This window comes from Bacillus luti (assembly GCF_009739945.1).
Classification (GTDB): domain Bacteria; phylum Bacillota; class Bacilli; order Bacillales; family Bacillaceae_G; genus Bacillus_A; species Bacillus_A luti.
On the sequence record NZ_CP040336.1, the window covers coordinates 4,071,137 to 4,093,305 of the forward strand.

The following is a 22,169-nucleotide window of genomic DNA, read 5'->3' on the forward strand; positions in this document are numbered from 1 at the left end:
ACATAGTTAGAAAAATAAACCACAAAAAACCACCTAAAGGCTCCCCTTCAGGTGGTTTTCTATTTTACGCTAACGCAGCTGCCTGCTCTTGTTGATCGATAGGAATGACAGCGTCTGTTAATGCTTTTTCTAGTTCAGCTGTGTAGTTCATTTGCTCTTCTTTGCTCCAGCCTAGTTTCGTAGCCATGTAGTTGATTACTGCTTCTTTCCACTCGTATACCCAGTAGATGTTGAAGAATACAGCGCCTCTGCGGCGTACGAAGAAGTCAACTGGTTTTGCTGTCATTTCGTAATCCATTGCGTATACAAGCGGGATTAGAACGTCAAGCGGCATGTTGTATTCTTTCGCTTCGTCTTTATGTTTTTTCGCTAAGTCGAATAGTACGTCTACGTTAGAGCCGTAGAATTTCGCGAATTCTTCTGCTTGTGCTGTCGTTAAACCGTATTTCGTACCTTCGCCTGCTTTTTTCGCAACGAATGCTGGGAATCCGTGTGAACCACTTACATGTCCACCAGAGATTGGCATATGTTTCGTGTCGCTCTTCGGATATGCACTATGACCTTCTTTTTGTAATAAATTCGTTACGTAGTCTACTACCATTTCAGCCATTTTGCGGTATCCTGTTAATTTACCACCTGCAATTGTAATTAAGCCAGATTCAGAAGTCCAAATTTCGTCTTTACGAGAAATTTCAGATGCATTTTTACCTTCTTCGTAAATTAACGGACGTACACCAGCCCAGCTTGATTCAACGTCTTTCTCCGTAATTTTCACGCTTGGGAACATGTAGTTAATCGCATTAATGATGTATGTGCGATCTTCTGTTGTCATGTGCGGTACAGCTGCGTCTTTATCATAGAACGTATCTGTTGTACCTACGTATGTTTTCCCGCCGCGTGGAATCGCGAACACCATACGTTTATCTGGTGTATCGAAGTAAATCGCTTGGCCTAATGGGAAACGTTTTTGGTCAATTACTAAGTGAACACCTTTTGATAATTGAAGTACTTTTCCTTTTTTCGAATTATCTTTTTCACGAAGTGTATCTACCCAAGGACCAGCTGCGTTTACAATTTTTTTACCGTAAACTTCATATACTTCTCCGTCTAGTAAATCGATTACACGTACACCACATACTTTTCCATCTTTATATAAGAAACTGTCTACTTTTGCGTAGTTAACAGCTTTTGCGCCATGCTCAATTGCTTCTTTCATTACTTCAATTGTAAGACGCGCATCGTCTGTACGATATTCTACGTAGTAACCGCCGCCTTTTAATCCATCTTGTTTTACAAGAGGCTCTTTGTTTAACGTTTCTTCACGGTTAAACATTTTTCTGCGCTCGCTTCGTTTTACGCCTGCTAAGAAGTCGTATACACGAAGACCAATTGATGTACTGAATGATCCGAACGTACCGCCTGTATGGAACGGAAGTAACATCCACTCTGGTGTTGTTACATGGGGACCGTTCTCATATACGATCGCACGCTCTTTCCCCACCTCTGCTACCATTTTCACTTCAAGCTGTTTTAAATAACGTAGACCACCGTGTACAAGCTTCGTTGAACGACTTGATGTACCTGCTGCAAAGTCCTGCATTTCAAACACAATTGTAGATAATCCGCGTGTTGCCCCATCTAATGCAATACCAGAACCAGTAATACCTCCACCAATTACGATCACATCTAACTCTTGTTTATTTACTCCGTTTAATACGTCTTTACGTTGTTTACTTGAAAATTTCATGGTAATTCCTCCCTTTGATAACGAAAAAAGAGACCACAAACTCCGCTATAGATTTCGCCTCTATAGCGCGTTGTGGTCTCTCCAAATCTCCTACCGAATTATTAACTTGTCACCATTATAACACTGTTTATGATTATTTGAAAGCTTTTGTTGCTTCAATTGCTTTTTTCCATCCAGCATATAGCTCTTCGCTTGTTGCCGCTTCCATCGTTGGTTCAAAGCGTTTGTCCATATGCCACTGCTCTTTAATTTCATCTTGGTTTTTCCAATATCCAACCGCAAGACCAGCTAAGTATGCTGCACCTAAAGCCGTCGTTTCATTGATCACTGGACGCTCTACAGGAACGTCTAAAATATCACTTTGGAACTTCATTAAGAAGTTATTTTTAACTGCTCCGCCGTCGACGCGTAATGTGTTTAATTCAATACCTGAATCTGCTTCCATTGCGCATAATACGTCTTTCGTTTGGTAAGCTAAAGATTCTAGTGTTGCACGAATGAAGTGCTCTTTCGTCGTACCGCGCGTTACACCAAACATCGCGCCGCGTACTTCACTATCCCAGTAAGGTGTACCTAATCCAACGAATGCTGGTACAACGTATACACCTTCAGTTGATGCAACGCGTGAAGCATATACTTCACTCTCACTCGCATCTTTAAACATGCGCATTCCGTCACGTAACCACTGAATTGCAGAACCTGCTACGAAAATACTTCCTTCTAATGCATAGTTTACTTTACCATCTATTCCCCATGCAATTGTTGTTAATAGGCCATGCTCAGAAGCAACTGCTTTTTCACCTGTGTTCATTAACATGAAGCAACCAGTTCCGTAAGTGTTCTTCGCCATACCTTCACCGAAACAAGCTTGTCCAAATAATGCCGCTTGTTGGTCACCAGCTACACCAGCAATCGGTACATTTTGACCGAAGAAGTGATAATCAATTGTTTCCCCATATATTTCAGATGATGGGCGTACTTCTGGAAGCATGCTCTTTGGTACTGTTAACATGTCTAGAAGCTCATCATCCCACTGTAAGTCGTGAATGTTAAACATTAATGTACGTGATGCATTTGAGTAATCTGTTACGTGCGCTTTACCACCAGATAGTTTCCATACAAGCCACGTATCAATTGTTCCGAATAATAACTCGCCGTTTTCTGCTTTTTCTCTTGCACCTTCAACGTTATCTAAAATCCATTTTACTTTCGTACCAGAGAAGTATGCATCAATTAAAAGACCTGTTTTTTCGCGAACCGTTTCGCTATAACCTTTTTCTTTTAACTCATCACAAATTTCAACTGTTTGGCGAGATTGCCATACGATTGCGTTGTAAATTGGTTTGCCAGTCTCTTTATCCCATACAACCGCTGTTTCACGTTGGTTCGTAATACCGATACCAGCGATTTGTTCTGGTTTTACATCTGCTTCGCTTAAGCAAGTTGCGATAACTGCTAAAATAGATCCCCAAATTTCTTGTGCGTTATGCTCTACCCAACCTGGCTTTGGAAAATGTTGCGTAAACTCTTTTTGAGCTGAATGAACAATTTCACCTTTTTTATTGAAAAGAATTGCGCGTGAGCTTGTTGTTCCTTGGTCTAATGAAAGAATATATTTTTTCATATCGGTTTCCCCCTTATGCTACTTTTCTACTATTTGTAGTGTTTCCGCTTTTTTTACTTGTCATATAAGAGATTGCTAGTACAATCACAGTTGCAATAATCACATAAATAAGTGCTGAATTTTGTTTTCCTTCAAATACAACTTGATGGAATAAACCTGCAAGTGATCCACCTAAAATCGGACCTACTACTGGAATCCATGCATACTTCCAGTTTGAACCGCCTTTTCCTGCAATCGGAAGGAAGAAGTGTGCAATACGCGGACCTAAATCACGAGCCGGGTTAATTGCATATCCTGTCGTTCCACCTAATGATAAACCAATACTTACAATTAAGAAACCTACGATAAATGGATTTAATCCATCTGCAAATTTATTTGCACCAATTGCTAATATACCAAATACTAAAACGAATGTTCCAATCATTTCACTTAAAAGGTTTGCAAATGTGTTCGGAATTGCTGGACCTGTTGCAAATACACCTAATTTTGTTCCTGGATCTTCTGTTTCTTTCCAGTGTGGTAAGTAATGTAAATATACAAGAACTGCCCCGATAATTGCCCCAATCATTTGTGCTGCGATGTACATTGGTACGTCACTCCATGGGAACGCTCCCTTAAACGCTAACCCTATTGTTAAAGCTGGATTCAAATGTGCCCCACTAATTGATCCAACTGCGTACGCTGCAACCGCTACTGCTAAGCCCCAGCCCATTGTAATGACAATCCAACCAGAATCTTTCGCAAACGACTTCTTTAAACTTACACCAGCACAAACACCGCCACCAAGTAAGATTAACAATGCAGTCCCTATTAACTCTCCTAAAAATGCTGACATAGTATCCCTCCACAATCAATTTAAACGCTTTCAAAAGTGATAGAGGTAAAATGAATGGCCATTCGTTTTTTTCAAAAGAAAAAGATCCACAGCTTACATGCCTCTATATAAAAATATATAGAAACAATAAAATGTGGATCTCTTCTTTTCTCCGTCACGTTTATTAACTTGTCTATAATGTTAACCTCTCGTGAAAGCGGTGTCAACAGAATTTTTTCACATTTTCGTCACTTTTTTTGGTAATGTTTCCATAGTTCTTTTTTTGATGTCGTAATTGCTGTCGCACCAGCATTTAAAGCTCTTTCCACATCTTCTACAGTACGAATAAAACCACCCGCTAAAATCGGGACACCAGTACGCTCTTTCACTTCAGCAATCACATCTGTTAGCGCACCAGGAAGCACCTCTATATAATCCGGCTTCGTCTTTTCTAGCAAATTACAGCTCTTTTCCATCGCGCTAGAATCAATTAAAAAGATACGTTGAATTGAGACAACACCCTTTTGCTTCGCCTTCATAATTACACTCGCCTTTGTCGATAATAACCCGTACGGTTTATATTCTTGGCATAAAAACTCCGTTGCATGCCCATCACTTTGTAATCCATGGATCAAATCAACATGTAAAAACACCTTTTTACCATGCTGCTTCGCAAGTGACACGACACTCTTTAATTGACCGACATGAATATCTAAAATAACGATATACTCATACGAACTATGTAATAGCTTTTCCAAATCTTTAATTTGCCTCACTGCCGGCAAAATCTTTTGTTCATGAAATTCCATTCTAAATGTCCCCTTCTTTATGTCATCCTATCCTTTATAGTACACAATTTGAGTAGAAAGAACAGCTAGTGCGGGGAATTATTTCCTCTATCTATATATTTTCTTCAACTTATCAGATCCCATACCACCTATAACCATTAATATGAGAGGTAAAAAATTCATTACATATGGCGTATCCGCTACAATTGTAATGCTCGCTCCTGCAAACTTATTTAACATCCATACAACGATTTTTGTAATAAACAAAAATACGCCCAGCATAAATAAACTATCAAAAAACACCTTCCATTTTGGATGCGCTAATTGTTTACTATCTTCAATTACTTTTTGCGTCAACTCTTCATCACTCCTTAGCAGCTCATCAATCGTAATACCGAACAGATCGCTTAAATGAATAATAATTTCAATGCTCGGATAGTTCTTTCCCGTCTCCCATTTCGAAACGGATTGCCGACTCACATGAATTTTTTCAGCCAAATCACTTTGCGACCAATTTCGTTTTTCTCTTTCTTGTTTTAAGCGTTCACTAAAAATCATACTGTGTTTATCACCTCTCTACGTCTAGTATGGGCAAATAACTGATGAAGAGTAAAGCGAGTTGTCGTTGCGTGTCCTGTGCAACTTGTGCGTTACAGCTAATAATGGCGCTATTTCATATGTAGCTTTCCTATACTATGCTCCGATAATAATTTCCCGATCAATAATATAAAGAACGGATACTATTAAAGATAGGATGCGACATAAAAATACACTATTCCTTCTTCGCATTCTCCAGAAAGAAAATCATTTTGTTCATTTCTCACCTTATGCTGGTATGGATAGCGCCTGGGAAGATAATGAAAAAATAAAATTAAAACGAACAAAAACCCCTGTAAAATTTATTACAGGGGTTTTTGCCAATTACTTATTGTTTTGCATACCGAATACGAACGTTATCATCCATATGATAAATTTGTAATGTGTTTCCATCATAGTTTTGTAATTTATACATGATACTATCATTTGTTAGCTTTACTTCTTGACCGTCTTTAACTGCTTTTGTTACTTTTAAAGATAACTGGAACGAGGGAACATCTACCGCATATGTTCCTGTTAAATAGTTATCTTTATTCGGATAAGAACCATTCGCATAGGACTCAAATGTTTTATCACCTTTTAGTACTAACGTAGTTTTTATACCACTACCGTAATCAATACCCCAATTACCAATAATCTCAGTACCATCTTTGATGTTCTTCTCCATGTTTCCATAATTAATTCCTAACTCTTCACTTGTACCAACTGTACCGACAAATACCCCTGTTCTAGCTTGGCTTTTATCTGTTTGAGCCTGACTACCAGTAGTTGGGTTTGCCTGTGTAGAATCACTTGTTGTACTAGTAGATTTTTCTTTGGCTGTATCACCTTTTATTTCGGATCTTAACTTATCGAATGTAGGTTTCCAAATATGTTTTGCTTCCTCTAGTTTTGTATTTGCTTTATTTAAGATTTCCTTATCAGTCTCTAAGCTGAAGCCTTTATCGTTGAATAACTTCTCTATTTCACTGAATGTTTCTCTTAGTTTACTTGTCGCTCTTTCAATCTCTTTTTGATCTTCTTTATGTTTTGGTGGTGCGTAAATCTTCTCTATCTTATCAAATACTTTATAGATGTCTTTAATACTATCTAATACCTCAGCTTTTGATTTACTTCCATTTCTCAAATCTTTTACAGAAGCATCATAGTAATCAAATCGTCTTAACATATCCTGTTCAATGTCTAATAAATACTGTGCATAATCTTCATCTAAAACTCGAACCTTTTGAACATCTTTACTTTCTTCTTTCGAATTAGTTGATTTTTCTTTCGTTTCAGCAGCCTTAGATTTACTTGTTTCTTCTGTCTTTTCTTCTTTATTTGCCGAATCTTTTACTGTAACACAACCACTTAATAATATGGCAACTGGAACTGCAGCAGCTATTAGTTTCTTCACTTTCATACCTCATACCCCTTTAAGTCATTTATTCTTAGTTGGTTTTACTACCGATACTCTTCGCCGCTTCTTCAAACAGTTTTGAACCTTCTTGTGCTTTACTTAATGATTGATGCATTTTACTCTCGTCTTCTTGGTCTAATGCATCAAAGAGAAGTTGGAAACAATCCGCATACAGTTCCATCGATTGCTTTATCTTCGCCTGTTCTCCCTGTAACTCAGGAGGTGCTTGTAGATTCTTCAGTTTCTTCGTTGTTGCCTTTGCTCCACCTAAACTCAGTTGTACTTCACTTTTCTTTTGTTTGTATGACTTTACATCTGAACCTGCTATTCCTTCAATTAATTTCATTGTATCTTCAATTTGAGTAGCACTGTTTATAATATCTGCCTTGTACCTTTCAACATCTGAGCCAGTTACCTTACCAGTTGAGGAACTAGAAGCAGTTGAATTATTTGAAGAAGAACTTTGTTGACTACTTGATGAACTACTATTTGTACCTTCACCTTTCGCTACAGATAAGCTATCCTCTTTCTTGCTATCAGTTGACTTACTCTCTTTCTCTACCTTTTGCGTTTCTTCTTTCTTTGGTTCAGCTTTCTTACCATCAGTTTCAATCGTAATACAACCACTCAATAACATAACTGGTAACGCTAAACTTACTAATTTCTTTGCTTTCATGATTACTAATACCCCTTTATTTGTAAAATATAGTCCAAACAAGTTAATATACTTAACTAATAAATTCTCCCAAATAATTTATCAGCATCTACTATCCATAGATTTCCTGTATATTCATAATCTTTCCATATATCATTTTACAAAGAATTACATATTTGGTCAAAGGGATTTATGTAGTCTTTACAGGGAAATTTATTAAACGAAAAGAAATTTTAATCACAAAAAAAGAAGCTAACAATAAATTGTTAACTTCTCAACTTAAGTAAAATAGTATCTTTCCTTATCTTCTAATATCTAGGTTGTGATTGAATATTTGTAAGATGAGTATCAAACATATCAATTATTTCAAGAAATCTATCAGCTTCACGGAAAACATGGTCTGCTAATAATGGATGAATGATACTCTTTATTTTACATTGCTCAATTAAATCGCGTGCTGTTTTCTTAAAATCCCTAAGAGATGCAACCGACACACGATTTTGATCTAAAAATTGATCTAAAAGAGGGACTGTTTGGGATTGTGGCTTCATAGATTCTAAGTCAATTGCTTGATACATCAATTCATCAAAATCATTACTAAAATTCCGAGCTGTATCTACAAGCTTTCTTTCCGATGGATCAAGAAGATGACCAATAAATTTAGCATGGTCTGCCATAATCCTTAAAAAGAAAACATTTTCTTTAATAATAGCATCAGGAAGAGCATCTAATTTACCTTCATTTAATTGTATTAAACGTTTTCTAAAATAGTCAGCTTCCCTACTTGTATGGTCAACTAACAGCGGAAAGTTATTTTGTCCTGGCAATTTACATGTGAGAATTAATCCCAAAATTTTTCGTTTAAATCCCCAAATATTAGTTGCAGCTTGTTGTACTTCTGCATTAAATCTTTTTATTTGCTCAGGATCTGTTTCATTTGTATAGGAATGCGCTATTTGTTCAATATGTTCAAACAATCGATAAAATTGATTCGCCTCTTCGATTAGTTGAGTATCCTCGCATCTAAACCCCAAGCGAAGAAAAAAAGAATGCTCCTTCATGATTCTAGACCAAAAACGAATTTCATTTAATGAACGCTCAACAAACATTACAGATGTAACACCCGTATCAGGATGTAATGTAGTTTCATCCCTATGCATTGTTAATCCCCCCTAGTAAATACCACACTAGTTCCATTCTTATGAGGAAAAAAATATATAAATACCATCAATTAAAGTTCGTGATGAATTTCGTATACATGCTCCAAAAAAAAGAAAAAAGGCTACCACCTAGATGTAAACTTCTACTAGATGATAGCCACTCAAAATTTCTATTAAAGCAATACCGAATCCTTATCACTACTCTGATTACGTTTCTCGCGCTCTTCTTCTAAACGCTTCATATATACTTCGCCTTCTTTTTCAATAAACTCATTATCCATATCTTGCTCTTTTTTCGAAGTATATAAAACCATGTATCCACTTAGTACAATCCCAACAATTACAAGATAAACCCACCATGGTAAAGTTTCCAAATCATTTCATTCCTTTCCTTAGACAAGCCTTATTAGTTTCACTGTATGAGGAAAGAAGTGGATTTATGCTTAATTTTTTATCCCGCTTTAATGGGCAGTAAGACCCCCACTGATTAAAGTTTCACTTTATTGTGGATGCTTCGCGAAAAATGCTTGTACATATTCCATAAACTCGATTGGCTCCTGACGAAACGGCGCGTGGTATCCTTTTTCAATAATATGAAATGTACTATTTGCAAATAACTTGTGGTACAACTCACCGTTTTCCCAAGAAACGCTCTTATCGTGTCGTCCCCATATAATTAAAGTCGGCACCTTAATTTTATCTGCTTCCATTGCAATGCGGCGCTCTCTCATTTTCGTAAGCTGATCATAATGCTCTTTATCATCGCGGCTATTTTTCACCGCATCTTTATTATAATCCGTAATCTCTGTTACCGTTTGTAAATCCGTTGATAGCGGCGGCACTGCATTACTTTCTTTTTGTTGGAAAGACTCTATCCCTGTAGAATCCGCTAAAATGAGATGCGTCACCGCGTCTGGATATAAATACGCTAAATTCAGGGACATCTCTCCGCCCATCGAATGACCGAGCACCGCAAACTGATCGTATCCGAGCTTCTTCATTAACTTATAATATAAATTCACTTGCGCAGGAAACGAATACTGAAAATCAACTGGCTTAGATGAACGCCCAAATCCTAAAATATCAACCGCAATAATCGTATGGTCTCGTGCAAGCTCCGGATAAATATCGCTAAATCCATCTGAAGAACCACCAAACCCATGAAGCATAAGTAAAGGCGGCTTCCCCTCACCAATTTGCTTAAAATAAATCGTCTGCCCATCAATTTGCGCCATACTCTCTTTCGTATGTAGCTTCATCATAACAGTATCTTTCACTTCTCCAACCTTCGCAATCGGCTTATCAACGAAGTTACATACTACAAGTAATACGAGCACAATACCGCTAATCATATAAAACTTAAACCGTTTCAACATTCCCGTCTCCTTTCTCAAATTGCTATTTAAAGTTTTTACATTTTTTGGTTATTTTATGATTAATTTTAATTGTAACTAACTTAGTTACAATTATACTAAAAAAATATTACTTACTTCTATTACTGACGGCTGTTTTGTAACTATTATAGTTACACATTTAAAGTAAGTCAATTCTTTTATCTATGTTAATGTGTATCCCAATTAATGTGAGCTAATAATCATTTTGGGATGAATCATCAAATATTGTTTGCTCAGTGCCGTTTAGTGCTGCCTTCCTTTGCATCATTGAATACTTGGTCTCCCTTACTTCTTTTCGTTCATAAAAAAACGCAAACTTCTTTTGATTAGAAGTTTGCGTTTTTGATCGTATACTTTATTTTTTCTCTTCACGAGCTAAATCGATTACAACATCTTTTCCATCAACATCTTTTAATAACAATTTAAAATGATTTACATGATCAAAAGTAGTAACATCAAACGTTTTCACCTTAATTGCTTTCCCATTATCCCCAGCACTTGAGTATCCCTTCAATGTTGACTTATATGTTTTCCCTTTTTCATCCATAAGAATAACACTATCAATTGTTTTTATCTGACGCTTTATTTCTTCAATGTCTCCAAAAGTATCACGTTCAAATGTGATATTCGTCCCTGTTGGTAGTACTTCTGCAGACACTATTTTTACAGACTCAGGTTGTTGTTTAGGAACAAAATGAATCTCTTGATTTCCTTTAAACTTCGAGTCTAATTTTATTCCCCCTTGCCACTTCCCTTGAATTTCCTTATTCAGTTGCAGACCATTTTCATGCCAAGCTTCTATATTTTCTTTTACAGTATTTGATTGAGATTCTGCTTCTGTCCTGTAAGAAACATCTTTATTTTCTAATGGCGCAAACAAAGATATAGAACTAATATTAAAGTTTAGACTATCAATGTTATCAATTGAATTCATAGGATGGAATATTAAATTATAAGTTATTTCTCCCTCTTCTTCCCCCGCCTGAATACTCCATTCGCTACCTGCCAACATCTTACTATTTTCATTTGTTAACCCTTCTGTGTATTCCGCCTTCTCTATATATCGTCCTTTATCATCTGTTAAATCGTACTTCATTCTTAAATCCGTCACTTTACTTATCAAACTTTTATCTTCAAATTTCAATTGTAAAGAAACTGCTATTTTAGATTTATCATACAGTACATTTTTAATTTGGATTGTAACCCCATTATCCTTCATCACATGATTCTCATCTACTTTTTGTACATATCCATTATCTGCCGCCTTTTGAACTCCCTGATCTTTCGCAAAGAAAAATTCCTTTACTACAGCTAATGCTGAATCACCATACACGCCAACTCCGACACTTGCTCCAACAATTGTTAGCCCCGCTATCATTGCTGCAACTATTTTTTTATGAGAGAATGTTTGTTTTTGTTTCTTACTTTTTCTAATTTCTTCAAAAGCAAGTTCTTTTTTCTTCAAAACACTATTAGGAATTGTTACAGCATCATTTAATGCTTCTTCTAATTTATGCTCGAATTGTTCATTCATTTTAAATTCCCCCCATTGTTTACATTCTCCCAGTCTTCTTTTAAATATTGTTCTTTTAACTGTTGCCTTGCTCTATGTAGTCTTGATTTAATCGTTCCTTCTTTTTCATTTAAAATCTCTGCAATTTCTTTTGTTTTAAACTTATTTACATAATAGAGTACGATTACTAAACGATACTCCACACTTAAATAACTAAGCATATTATCAAACTCAAGCTTTTGTTCGATGTTTTCTTTTACGATTTGTTCTCCCTGCACTTTCCCATAATCATCCACATATAAAACCTTATTTTTTCGTACTATATCATTACATTTATTCATTAATATTTTTGTAATCCATGTTTTAAAATAACCTGGTTCTTTTACCTTTTTTAAATTTGTAAAAGCAGACAAAATCGTTTCCTGTATTGCATCACCTATATCTTCTTCATTTTTCAAGCGTGCTTTTGCCACCTTATACATTTGCGGCATTAATATATCAATTATCTCAATAAAGGCTTCCTCATCACCTTTTTGAGCTCGCTTTATGAGCAGCTCCATTTTAAATTCCCCCTTAGAAATCTACCATTTATGTTTTATATAACTATTAGACTGTACATGCTTTAAAATGGTTGCAAGAAATTCCAAATATAGTTGCACATGATAAAAAAGAGCACTGAACAAATATCAGCACTCTTCCTCATCATCCTCGTTATTTACACAAAGTTGTTCCGCTATTTCTTGTACCCGTTCCATCGTTATTCCTTCTCTAAACTCCACTGCTAGAGGATGGTCTGTCGGCTCCAGTTCAATATAAGGACGAATGCCATCCGCTCTCGGATGAACCATCGTTTTTAAACTGACTGTTTCCAACTCATATGGTAAATCCGTCGAAAGCCAACCAAACATTGGCTCTAACAGTTCTTGTTTATCCCAGAATTCATTCACCTTATCAAAATTCGCTTCACTTAATGAAACCCATACACCCCATATGAAATGTTCATCTGTACCAATGATAGGAATTTCAATACTTCCTCGAATGAAGAAATGTTCGCCATCCATCACGCATAAATCATCGTTCATTTCAAATCTATCTTCTCGCTCTTCAGGTTCAGCATCATAATAATAAACAGGAGCTGATGATCCATAGCTCGTTGGTATTTCTTCATGATATGTATCGCAGCATCTACAAGTATACCCACTAATTTTCGTCATTCTATTCCTCCAACAGTTTTACATACATTTTAGCAAAATACTTATAAGACGAAAACAAAAAAAGCAAGCAGTTCCAGCACTCCGCTAAAACTACCTGCTCTCCTACTTACTATCTCTATTTTTACTCTTTAATAAATTCTTTCGTGCTTCTCACTGTATCAATTGGACGAACTAATTTTTCAATTTCTTCACGTTTTGGCTCTAAGAACGGAGGTAACGATAATTTTTCGCCAAGTGTTTCGTATGGCTCATCTCCCATAAATCCTGGGCCATCTGTTGCAAATTCAAATAAGATTTGTGGTGCAACTCGTGCGTATAATGACTCGAAGAAGTGACGGTCTACATAGCCAGATGAAGGAAGTCCTACGCTACCGATTCTTTCAATCCATTCTTCTAATACAGCGCGATTTTCTACGCGGAATGCTGCATGGTGAACTGTACCAAAACCTTGTTGTGCTTCAGGAAGAACCGTATTATGTTCTACGATGACAGATGCACCGTTTCCACCTTCGTTCACTTCAAATAAATAGAATTCTCCTTCTTGCGCAATCTCTTTAAATAATAGAACTTTCTCTAACACTTCTTTAAAGAAGCTAAAGTTCGCAATGCGGATAAATACAGGTCCTAAACCAGTAATTGCATATTCTAATGGAACTGGCCCGTTTTGCCACGGTGTACCTGATTCGATTCCTTTATCAAGCTCATCTGAAATTAATTGATAGTGTTGATCATCAAAGTCAACGAAAGAAAGAGTTTTCTTACCGAATTGCTCTTTAATGCCTGTATGTTCCACTTCAAGACGGTCAAAACGTTTCACCCAATATGCTAATGCTGCATCAGTTGGAACACGGAATGAAGTTTTTGAAATTTCATTTGTACCGTGTACCCCTTTCGGAACGCCTGGGAAATCAAAGAATGTCATATCTGTTCCGGCACTACCTTTATCATCTGCAAAGAATAAATGATACGTTTGAATATCATCTTGGTTTACTGTTTTTTTAACTAAACGCATTCCTAAAACATGAGTGAAAAATTCATAGTTCTTTTCTGCACTACTTGTAATCGCTGTAACGTGGTGAATTCCTTTTAATTGGTTCATTTTATATTCCTCCAATGGTTTCTCAAGTTATATTTTCTCTTCTATTACTTCTCTTCAATAGGTGCTAAATTCGCTTCAATTTCTGCGCGCTGATCTTCTAAGAACGGCGGTAAATCCAGTTTTTCTCCTAAATGTTCTACATCTCCATCAATTGTAAATCCTGGTCCATCTGTCGCAATTTCAAATAGGATTCCGTTTGATTCACGGAAATATAAGCTTTTAAAATAGAAGCGGTCGATGATTCCTGAAGACTGGAAGCCTCTTTGTATCACCTGTTCTTCCCAATAAGCAAGCTCTGCATCATTTTTCACACGAATTGCTAAATGGTGAATGCTACCGCGGCCTGGCTTTTCAGTAGGACCATCTAAATATTTCACAACGATTTCTCCAAAAGCTTCTCCTTTAATAGACTGGAAAATTGCTTCTTCGTCATTTCTGCTAACCTCTGTATACCCAAACATTTCTGTAAGTGTACTCGCCATTTTATCCAGTCTACGAACTGTCATTTCCACAGAACCCATTCCTTGAATTTGATGCTTTGCAGGAACTTCTGATTTCTCCCAAGTTTCCCAGTGCTCTACTTTTTCTCCGTTTGAAACGAGTAATACTAAGCGAAGACCTTCAGCATCCTCAAATTGCAAAGCAGGACGATTTGCATATGTTGTCATCTCACTATGTTTCACATCAAATTTCTCAAACCGTTCTTTCCAGTAATGTAAGCTTTCCTCTGAAGGGACAAGTAATCCAATTCGAGTAATCGCATTTGTACCGCGGTATGTTTTTCCTACTAAAGGAATTTCAAAAAACGATAGCTCTGTACCCGGACTTCCTGTTTTATCTCCGTAAAATAAGTGATACATTGACGGATCATCTTGGTTTACTGTCATTTTCACACGACGTAAACCAAGTACGTTTTTATAAAAATGATTATTTTCGTTTGCATTTTTCGTAACCATTGAAATGTGATGGTGCCCTTTAATTTCATACATTTTTTATTCCTCCGTTTCATTTTACTAGTCAAGTGACAACTAAAAAATAACATTTCCCACAACTAATATGGTTTTTAGCGTTTCAATTTATTCTTAATTATGTTTTTGTAAATTCATCTTAGTTTTTACTGAATAAGTTACTTTGTTTTTTAATCGAAAGCAACTGAGTATATGTTTTTCATACGGCTCAATCGCTTTCGTTACTATCACTTTACACCTCAAGTGATTAAAAAGCAAGAATAAAATCTCGAATTCAAGATATTTTTTTATTACATAACATTTTAGAGTAGTGAATGGTTCTTTTGTAAAACAATTACTTACCTATTAAGGGCTTCTAATTTACTTGTTCAACTAAAGATTTTATAAAGTGAAACTTTAATCAGTGGGGTTTTCTTCATCCCCCACTGATTATTAGCCTTCACCAATCGGACTTTTATGGACAGCCCGACCCCCACCTAACTTCTTTGCTTTCGCTGAATTTTGAGGTGGGGGTCTTACTGCCCATTAAAGCGGGATAAACAAAAAGAATCCTACCTGTATGGAAGGATTCTTTAATTATGTAACTACTGTAAAAGCTTTTTCAGCTTCGATCAATTATTCAAATTCCCCTATAACCTGTAGCACCAATCATTTCAATTTTTTTTAATCCCATTGCATATGTTTGTACCAGGCTTTGTTGATGTGTGTAGACTTCACAGATGATGAAGTTTTAGACTTATCCCTTAGTGTACCAACATTATTAGAACATCCTACAATATTTAAAAGGAATGTAGCCAATAAACACGATATTATTAATTTCTTCAAATAACCACTTCTAACTTTTTTCAGTAACATTTTATTTATAACATAGGCGCATTCAAAATTATTCATATCAAAATAATTAATAATTGCAACCATACTAATTTTACATTACATTAAAGGGTAGAAATTATTCTTATACTCATAAAGTGTTACATATTAGGAGGCAACATGGAGTTTTATAATTTGGGTATCACTATTAAAGAACTTAGAATTAAAAAAAATATATCACAATCCGAATTATGTCATGGAATATGTTCACAAAGTCAAATTAGTAAAATAGAAAAAGGTATTATTTATCCATCTAGCATATTATTGTATCAATTATCTGAAAAGCTTGGTATTGATCCGAATTATATATTTGCACTAACTCAAAATAAGAAATTAAAATACGTAGAAAATGTAAAATATGTAATGAGAGATTGCACAAAACAAAAACAATATAAAGAACTTTATGAAATAGTGGAACAAGAAAAAAACGAGAATAATTTCCAATCAAAAGAGGATAAACAATTTCTCATATGGCATGAAGCAATTGCTAGATTTTATGTAAATAAATCAACAAAAACTGCTTTAAAACTTTTAAACGATGCATTACAACTAACTGTAACTAATTCTGATTTTTTATCAGAAAGAGAAATAGATATGATGCAGACAATGGCTATATTTCATTGGGACAACAAAGAATACGAAAAAAGCATTACTATCTTAAAAAAATGTTTAACTCATTTTAATAAGATAGATTTTCCTAAAGATAAAGAAATTAAATTAAAAATAATTTTTAATTTAGCAAAAATTTTAGGCCATGAACATCAACATGAAGAGGCAATAAAATATAATGATATGGGCATCAAATTTGCTATTAATCTAAATACTTTCTACATGTTGGGTGAACTATACTATGGGAAAGCCTGGAATTTATTGAAACTTAAACACTCCAACGAAGAAGATATTGCTAATAACATGGAAAAGGCGTTATTTATATTTGAACTAACAGAAAACGAAGGCAAGTTAAAAATAATTAAAGAACAATATTTTGAAAAGCGAAATGTAAAAAAGCCTCACTAAGCTTACTAACACTTAATGAGGCCATTTGCTTCACACTATTAATTATGGAACGACGGTTTATAGAACGAACGATTATCAAGCGCAAAGACACGTTCTGTGTATTCGCCTGGTTTTGTGCGTCCTAATGCGCGGTCCATCATGTTCATTTTTGCATCTAAGTTATCGATGTAATGCAGAATTTCTGCTTCTTTTACTAAAGGTGGTTTTGGGCTACCCCACTCTGCTTTTCCGTGGTGAGACAGAACGATGTGTTGAAGAATTAATACTTCTTCTGCATCGATTTGTAGTTCCTCTGCCGCTTTCCCAATTTCGTTCACCATGATCGAAATGTGGCCAAGTAAATTTCCTTCTAACGTATACGTTGTAGAAATTGGGCCAGATAGTTCGAATACTTTACCAAGGTCGTGTAAAATCACGCCTGCATATAGTAAGTCTTTATCTAACGATGGGTATAGAGTTGCAATTGCTTTCGCTAAATCTAACATCGATACTACGTGATAAGCTAGTCCAGACACGAACTCGTGATGATTTTTCGTCGCTGCTGGATATTCTAAAAACTCGTTTTGATGCTTATTTAATAAATGTCTTGTTAGACGTTGAATGTTCGGATTTCTCATTTCAAATATGTATTGCGTAATTTTTTCAACCATATCTTCTTTTTTCACTGGTGCTTTTTCTACGAAGTCCGAGATGTCTGTTACTTCATTTTCATTCGCAACACGGATTTGTTTCACGCGTAATTGAATACGTCCTTTGTAGTTTAGAATATCTCCAGCTACTTTAACGATTGTTTCTGCTACATATTGTTTCTCAACTTCTGGTGATACATCCCATAGCTTCGCTTCAATATCTCCACTTGGATCTTGTAAGATTACTGTCAAAAACGGCTTTCCATTACTCGCAAGACCTTTCGTCGCTGTTTTAATTAACAAGAAAACATCGACTTGTTCACCAACTTCATATTCTGCAATTTTCTTTTTCATTCGAATTCCTCCACCAAATCAGTTACTTTTAGTATAGCACACTACAACTCATTTTCTTTACGCTTACGCGTTAATTTTATAATCTGTTTTTCCGTAAAGAACGATAATAAATGCGCGTGACATGTAAAGAAGATGACTTGTCTATCTTTCGCAATTTCTTTTATTAGTTCAATCGTTCGATTCGTCCTTACCGCATCAAAGTGTACGAAACTATCGTCAATAATAAATGGATAATCATGCTCAAATGTTTTCGCGAGTGCAAATCTCAGCGATAAATATAACTGCTCTGCTGTCGCTTGGCTTAGTTCATGACTGTAAAAACGCATGCCGTCGTTACGTTCCACAATGAAAGGTTCCGCTTCTGACGGTGAAAAGATTTTACTATAACGTCCGCCCGTTAAATAGACGAAATACTCTTCTGATTTTTGTAAAATACGCGGCAAATGTACTTCATGATAATATTGCTTCGTTTTCGTTAACACTGTCTTTGCGGCCGCATAAGCAGCCCACTTCTTCACTTGTTCACGCACTTGCGCTTTTTTCATTTCCCATTCGTGCAGTAAATCACCGTACGTACTGCCTTCTTCTAAATTCGCAATTTCCATACGATGTTTCGCAATACGCTCTGTCAGTTCTTTCTCCCCTGTAAGACAGTTTTGTACGATTGTCATTTCTCGCTTTAATTTCTCTTCATAACCGTCAGCCTCATAATGTTCAGCTAATGATAAACTCGTTAAACGTTGTTCTAACAGATCAATTTGCGGTAATAAACGCCCTACTTGTTTCTCAGCATCTTCACGTTTTTCTGCCAGTTTACCTGCTTCTAAAAACATTTCTTCATCTGTAGCCTCTGCAATATGCCATAAACTATCTCGTTCTACTAGCAGTTGTTTCAATTGGTCTTGCGTGAACTCATATTCTTCTTGCCATTCCGCTAGCTTCTCTTTCAGCTGCTTACAAGTTTGGCGCTTCTCTTTCTCAATTTGCATACGACTTTGCGCCTCATGCAGTTTACTATATTCCGTGCTACCGATAACAGTTTCTAGTTTATGTTCAAATTGCGAAATCATTTCATATAATGAAGATTTTCGCGCGCTTTGCTTCTCTAATTCACGATATAATTGCTGCATTTTTTCAATACGCTCAAACGCCGGCAATATGTGCGCATACGTATAAAAATCAGGGAACATATAACGCGTTTTATATGCATCTACTTGTTCACTGATGCGGAAAGTCTCTCTCTCCCATTCCTCATACGATGAAACGACTTTATCATAAGCACGTTCCATTTGCTGTAACTTATACGACTCACGCTCAAATAGTTTACGAATTTCTTCATCCTTTTCTAACTGATAGCGCACAGACATCGCTTCTTCACTTTGTCTCCCGCCAGCACTTTGCTCAAGAGTAAGGAGTTCTTCTTGTAATCCACTGGCCGGATCTTTATATAAAACAAGGGCAAGGACAATCCCTACAAAAATAATGACGCTAATAAACAAAAGCGGGCGATTATCAATAAATAAACTCGTGAATAAAACAATCGTGTTAATAAGAAGTAATAGAAGACAAACTCTTTGCCACTGCTTTTTCTTTTGCATAGCCGCTCCTGCTTTTTCCTCATACTTACGCTTTATTCTCTCTGCGCCCATACCGATAAACGCCGCATCTTGGAACGACTTCTCTTTCTCACCTAACGTATTTCGCTCTTCATCCGCTAACATTTGTTTCTGAATCTGTCTTATATTTTCTTCTTGCTCTTCTAATTGCTCTTGCGCTACTTTGAAATGATCATCAAGCTGTGCTTTTTGCGTTTCTAACTCGCGCGCCTTTTGCACCGTTTGCGTCATTAACTCTTTCGTCGCCAAACTCATATCAAACGAAAGAACCGTTTCCTTTTCAAAAGTAGCACCAATTTGTTGCTCTAGCTCTGCGATTTCTTCTTTTATATTCGCAACATTCCCGCTCATATCACGCATTTCTTGGCGTGCATTTTCGTAAGACATATGCTGCATACGAAGTTCTTCTACGTAACTTTCTTTTCGTAAAAACTCCTCATCTATTTCTGTGGAATCAATTTCTGATTGCACTGTTTCAATTTTTTTTTGAAGCGAATCAACTTGCAACTGCAGCGGCTCCATCTTCGCCTTAATCGCTTCATAACGCGCCGTCCCGTTTACCGGAAACTGCCCATTTTCGTTTTCTAACACTTTCTCATGCGCACGCTTTTCAATAACGAGCGGTTCAAGCGCTCCTAATATTTCATAGTCTTGCTTTCGCTTTTCAGCTAATTCTTTTTCTGCACGAACAGAAGCAAGTTTCTCTTCACTTTCTTTTAGCTGCTCAACTTGCTTTTCATACGTGCCAATTTTCCCTTGCCACTCTTTCATCTTCTCTTCCAGCTTCTTCATCTCTTGCAGTGACACGTTAATTTCTGGCTTACGACCACTAGGCTTAAAGCGCTGATCCATTTCTTTCTCTAGCTTTTTATCGAGCTGCAATAACGCATCACTTCCGACCGCACTTGCAGAAAATAAATAATTACCGATATCTGCTTCTCCGAGCTGATGAATATTTTGCAGGCCATGCATATCAAATGAAAAGACAGAGTCAAATAAGCTTTCATTCATTCCACTTAATATATCGTGTAAAATATCTTCGCCGCCCGTTTTCCCGTCCTCAAAATAAACGGTCACCTCGCCAGCTGCCGTCTTCGGCAATCGTTCAATTTTCAAACGACCGTACTTCTCTGTTTGTACAGTGACCGCACCGCCATACTTCCCGCCTTCTTTCGGCTCATAACGGCGCTGTCCTCTCGTCGGAAAACCGAACAAAATACTTTTCATAAACGAGCGAATTGTCGATTTCCCCGCTTCATTTTCACCGTATAAAACAGTCAGCATTGAAAGATCCATTTCCACATTTTCTAATTTTCCGTACCCATAAATATGGAGTTTTTTAATTCTCATTTCTTATCCCTCTCTTGCTGGAATAATTGCTCTAAAATAATATTTTCCGCTTCCTTTTGAATCTCTTTCTTCTCTTCCTCTGTAAAAGATTCAATACTATTACGTGCTACAGGTGATGTCCAAATACTGCGCAACACCCCGTCCATATTTGTGAAAGCTTCTAACTCCTTCAGCACACTACCGACGAAATGATTTTCTTCTTTCAGACGTTCGATTTCTGCAAACGAAACCGTCTCATTTTTCCACTTCATCACATATACGAAATCTTTTCGCTCTTCGCCAGCTGCTAAAATATGAAAAATTTCTTCAACACGTTTTTCATCACGCAAATAAGGAGAAAGTGGGCCCTGTCCTGTAAATACGGCAGTTAAAAGCGTCCCTTCCTCTTCTCTTCGGCATTCATTCATCGCTGTTGACACTGCCGTCATAAGATCATCAACTGTTTCCAGTCCATCGATACTCACTTCAATCTCATCCCATACAACATCTGCCGTATGGAAAAATGAACAATGTGATCCTTGCTTCGTAAGTTCAATAAGGTACGCGCCCTTCTCGCCTGTTTCCTTACGATGACGCCCTTGTATATTACCTGGATAAATAATATACGGCTCTTCTGATAAAATTTCACGTTTATGTATATGGCCAAGAGCCCAATAATCAAACTGCTTTTCTTTCAGCTCACGAATTTGAAACGGTGCATAGCGATTATGCTCTGCATCTCCTTCCACACTTCCGTGAAGCATGCCAATATGAAAAGGCGCATCACTCATTTTCGTATACTGCGCTGTCATATTATCCGTTACCGCTTGCTGCAAATAACTAAACCCGTAAATAGAAGCTACCAACTCACCATTTTTATAAAACGATTTCTCTTCTACATAAGGCTCCGTAAACACATGAACATTTTCCGGAAACTCAATTGCAGCCCAGCTTCCCCCTAAATGGTCGTGGTTACCGTGAATAATAAAAACAGGGATATCGTACTGCGAAAGTCTCTTCATTTGCTCACGCACAAACACTTGCGCACGCAAACTTCTCGTCTCCGCATCATACAAATCCCCGGCTAGTAATACGAAATCAACGCGCTCTTGAATCGCTTTATCAACAATACGCTCAAATGATTCAAACGTACTTTGCTTCATTCTTTCCCAAACAGACTGCGGTACATTCATTTCCATCCCTTTAAACGGACTATCCAAATGCAAATCAGCCGCATGTATAAACTTCACTTGTTTCACAAATAACGATCCTTTCTGTATTTCAAAAGTTTCATTTTATCAAGATTAAAATAGTTGAAAACTAATAATCATCGGGAATAAAAATATTCCCGATGATTAAAGTTTCACTTTATTGTAACACGC

The 22,169-nt window shown here is 36.6% G+C and carries 19 protein-coding genes; 1 reads left to right on the forward strand and 18 read right to left on the reverse strand.

All coding sequences use genetic code 11. The features are described 5' to 3' along the window. Positions 1 to 64: 64 nt before the first annotated feature. The 15 genes from glpD to EUC40_RS20725 all read right to left on the reverse strand — a co-directional run bounded on the left by glpD (position 65) and on the right by EUC40_RS20725 (position 14,993). Positions 65 to 1,747 (reverse strand): aerobic glycerol-3-phosphate dehydrogenase, encoded by a 1,683-nt coding sequence (gene glpD / locus EUC40_RS20655; protein WP_156576429.1) that lies wholly within the window; start codon positions 1,745 to 1,747, stop codon positions 65 to 67. A 133-nt stretch (positions 1,748 to 1,880) separates the two neighbouring features. After that, on the reverse strand, positions 1,881 to 3,371 hold the full coding sequence (gene glpK / locus EUC40_RS20660; RefSeq protein WP_071711182.1) for a glycerol kinase GlpK: 1,491 nt from the start codon (positions 3,369 to 3,371) through the stop codon (positions 1,881 to 1,883). 13 nt (positions 3,372 to 3,384) lie between these two features. Continuing rightward, entirely contained in the window at positions 3,385 to 4,206 is an 822-nt protein-coding gene (glpF, locus tag EUC40_RS20665) for a glycerol uptake facilitator protein GlpF (protein ID WP_071711183.1), read from the reverse strand. Between the two features lie 227 nt (positions 4,207 to 4,433). Further along, the gene (gene glpP, locus EUC40_RS20670) at positions 4,434 to 4,994 is read right to left on the reverse strand and encodes a glycerol uptake operon antiterminator GlpP (RefSeq protein ID WP_000394290.1); all 561 of its coding nucleotides are present in this window, start codon (positions 4,992 to 4,994) and stop codon (positions 4,434 to 4,436) included. 87 nt (positions 4,995 to 5,081) lie between these two features. Continuing rightward, on the reverse strand, positions 5,082 to 5,531 hold the full coding sequence (locus EUC40_RS20675) for a helix-turn-helix domain-containing protein (RefSeq protein ID WP_156576430.1): 450 nt from the start codon (positions 5,529 to 5,531) through the stop codon (positions 5,082 to 5,084). A gap of 367 nt (positions 5,532 to 5,898) precedes the next feature. Next, positions 5,899 to 6,972 carry a DUF3994 domain-containing protein gene (locus EUC40_RS20680; protein WP_156576431.1) on the reverse strand — a complete coding sequence of 358 codons (1,074 nt, stop codon included), beginning with the start codon at positions 6,970 to 6,972 and terminating at the stop codon, positions 5,899 to 5,901. A gap of 28 nt (positions 6,973 to 7,000) precedes the next feature. Continuing rightward, entirely contained in the window at positions 7,001 to 7,645 is a 645-nt protein-coding gene (locus EUC40_RS20685) for a DUF7018 domain-containing (lipo)protein (RefSeq protein ID WP_156576432.1), read from the reverse strand. A gap of 287 nt (positions 7,646 to 7,932) precedes the next feature. Continuing rightward, positions 7,933 to 8,784: a DUF2935 domain-containing protein gene (locus EUC40_RS20690; protein WP_156576433.1), complete on the reverse strand. Its 852-nt coding sequence runs from the start codon at positions 8,782 to 8,784 to the stop codon at positions 7,933 to 7,935. Positions 8,785 to 8,957: 173 nt separating this feature from the next. Further along, positions 8,958 to 9,158, reverse strand: coding sequence for a sporulation YhaL family protein (locus EUC40_RS20695; RefSeq protein ID WP_000449226.1), 201 nt, complete (start codon positions 9,156 to 9,158; stop codon positions 8,958 to 8,960). Between the two features lie 126 nt (positions 9,159 to 9,284). After that, on the reverse strand, positions 9,285 to 10,160 hold the full coding sequence (locus EUC40_RS20700; RefSeq protein WP_208814619.1) for an alpha/beta fold hydrolase: 876 nt from the start codon (positions 10,158 to 10,160) through the stop codon (positions 9,285 to 9,287). 373 nt (positions 10,161 to 10,533) lie between these two features. Next, positions 10,534 to 11,712: a DUF4179 domain-containing protein gene (locus EUC40_RS20705; RefSeq protein WP_156576434.1), complete on the reverse strand. Its 1,179-nt coding sequence runs from the start codon at positions 11,710 to 11,712 to the stop codon at positions 10,534 to 10,536. After that, positions 11,709 to 12,251, reverse strand: coding sequence for an RNA polymerase sigma factor (locus tag EUC40_RS20710; protein ID WP_156576435.1), 543 nt, complete (start codon positions 12,249 to 12,251; stop codon positions 11,709 to 11,711). The genes EUC40_RS20705 and EUC40_RS20710 overlap by 4 nt, the downstream gene beginning before the upstream one ends. Before the next feature lie 126 nt (positions 12,252 to 12,377). Then, entirely contained in the window at positions 12,378 to 12,905 is a 528-nt protein-coding gene (locus EUC40_RS20715) for a DUF2199 domain-containing protein (protein WP_156576436.1), read from the reverse strand. A gap of 121 nt (positions 12,906 to 13,026) precedes the next feature. Then, positions 13,027 to 14,004 (reverse strand): ring-cleaving dioxygenase, encoded by a 978-nt coding sequence (locus tag EUC40_RS20720; RefSeq protein WP_156576437.1) that lies wholly within the window; start codon positions 14,002 to 14,004, stop codon positions 13,027 to 13,029. Between the two features lie 44 nt (positions 14,005 to 14,048). Next, positions 14,049 to 14,993: a ring-cleaving dioxygenase gene (locus EUC40_RS20725; RefSeq protein WP_156576438.1), complete on the reverse strand. Its 945-nt coding sequence runs from the start codon at positions 14,991 to 14,993 to the stop codon at positions 14,049 to 14,051. 969 nt (positions 14,994 to 15,962) lie between these two features. Here EUC40_RS20725 and EUC40_RS20730 point away from each other — a divergent pair. Continuing rightward, positions 15,963 to 16,859 (forward strand): helix-turn-helix domain-containing protein, encoded by an 897-nt coding sequence (locus tag EUC40_RS20730; protein ID WP_156576439.1) that lies wholly within the window; start codon positions 15,963 to 15,965, stop codon positions 16,857 to 16,859. A 38-nt stretch (positions 16,860 to 16,897) separates the two neighbouring features. Here the strand turns inward: EUC40_RS20730 and yhaM are convergent, their stop codons facing one another. From yhaM to EUC40_RS20745, 3 genes are read right to left on the reverse strand one after another with little or no spacing between them, the layout of a single operon-like run. Continuing rightward, positions 16,898 to 17,842 (reverse strand): 3'-5' exoribonuclease YhaM, encoded by a 945-nt coding sequence (gene yhaM / locus EUC40_RS20735; protein ID WP_071711193.1) that lies wholly within the window; start codon positions 17,840 to 17,842, stop codon positions 16,898 to 16,900. A 41-nt stretch (positions 17,843 to 17,883) separates the two neighbouring features. Next, on the reverse strand, positions 17,884 to 20,808 hold the full coding sequence (locus tag EUC40_RS20740; protein ID WP_156576440.1) for an ATP-binding protein: 2,925 nt from the start codon (positions 20,806 to 20,808) through the stop codon (positions 17,884 to 17,886). Next, positions 20,805 to 22,046 (reverse strand): metallophosphoesterase family protein, encoded by a 1,242-nt coding sequence (locus EUC40_RS20745; protein WP_156576441.1) that lies wholly within the window; start codon positions 22,044 to 22,046, stop codon positions 20,805 to 20,807. The genes EUC40_RS20740 and EUC40_RS20745 overlap by 4 nt, the downstream gene beginning before the upstream one ends. Positions 22,047 to 22,169: the final 123 nt, after the last annotated feature.

What these genes read in the sequence shown, in the direction of transcription:
- EUC40_RS20675 (WP_156576430.1), bottom strand. Translation starts at nt 5,531, where the DNA reads ATGATTTTTAGTGAACGCTTAAAACAAGAAAGAGAAAAACGAAATTGG.
- EUC40_RS20685 (WP_156576432.1), bottom strand. Translation starts at nt 7,645, where the DNA reads ATGAAAGCAAAGAAATTAGTAAGTTTAGCGTTACCAGTTATGTTATTG.
- yhaM (WP_071711193.1), bottom strand. Translation starts at nt 17,842, where the DNA reads ATGAAAAAGAAAATTGCAGAATATGAAGTTGGTGAACAAGTCGATGTT.
- EUC40_RS20715 (WP_156576436.1), bottom strand. Translation starts at nt 12,905, where the DNA reads ATGACGAAAATTAGTGGGTATACTTGTAGATGCTGCGATACATATCAT.
- glpK (WP_071711182.1), bottom strand. Translation starts at nt 3,371, where the DNA reads ATGAAAAAATATATTCTTTCATTAGACCAAGGAACAACAAGCTCACGC.
- glpP (WP_000394290.1), bottom strand. Translation starts at nt 4,994, where the DNA reads ATGGAATTTCATGAACAAAAGATTTTGCCGGCAGTGAGGCAAATTAAA.
- EUC40_RS20700 (WP_208814619.1), bottom strand. Translation starts at nt 10,160, where the DNA reads ATGTTGAAACGGTTTAAGTTTTATATGATTAGCGGTATTGTGCTCGTA.
- EUC40_RS20690 (WP_156576433.1), bottom strand. Translation starts at nt 8,784, where the DNA reads ATGCATAGGGATGAAACTACATTACATCCTGATACGGGTGTTACATCT.
- EUC40_RS20705 (WP_156576434.1), bottom strand. Translation starts at nt 11,712, where the DNA reads ATGAATGAACAATTCGAGCATAAATTAGAAGAAGCATTAAATGATGCT.
- EUC40_RS20680 (WP_156576431.1), bottom strand. Translation starts at nt 6,972, where the DNA reads ATGAAAGTGAAGAAACTAATAGCTGCTGCAGTTCCAGTTGCCATATTA.
- glpF (WP_071711183.1), bottom strand. Translation starts at nt 4,206, where the DNA reads ATGTCAGCATTTTTAGGAGAGTTAATAGGGACTGCATTGTTAATCTTA.
- EUC40_RS20710 (WP_156576435.1), bottom strand. Translation starts at nt 12,251, where the DNA reads ATGGAGCTGCTCATAAAGCGAGCTCAAAAAGGTGATGAGGAAGCCTTT.
- glpD (WP_156576429.1), bottom strand. Translation starts at nt 1,747, where the DNA reads ATGAAATTTTCAAGTAAACAACGTAAAGACGTATTAAACGGAGTAAAT.
- EUC40_RS20720 (WP_156576437.1), bottom strand. Translation starts at nt 14,004, where the DNA reads ATGAACCAATTAAAAGGAATTCACCACGTTACAGCGATTACAAGTAGT.
- EUC40_RS20740 (WP_156576440.1), bottom strand. Translation starts at nt 20,808, where the DNA reads ATGAGAATTAAAAAACTCCATATTTATGGGTACGGAAAATTAGAAAAT.
- EUC40_RS20725 (WP_156576438.1), bottom strand. Translation starts at nt 14,993, where the DNA reads ATGTATGAAATTAAAGGGCACCATCACATTTCAATGGTTACGAAAAAT.
- EUC40_RS20730 (WP_156576439.1), top strand. Translation starts at nt 15,963, where the DNA reads ATGGAGTTTTATAATTTGGGTATCACTATTAAAGAACTTAGAATTAAA.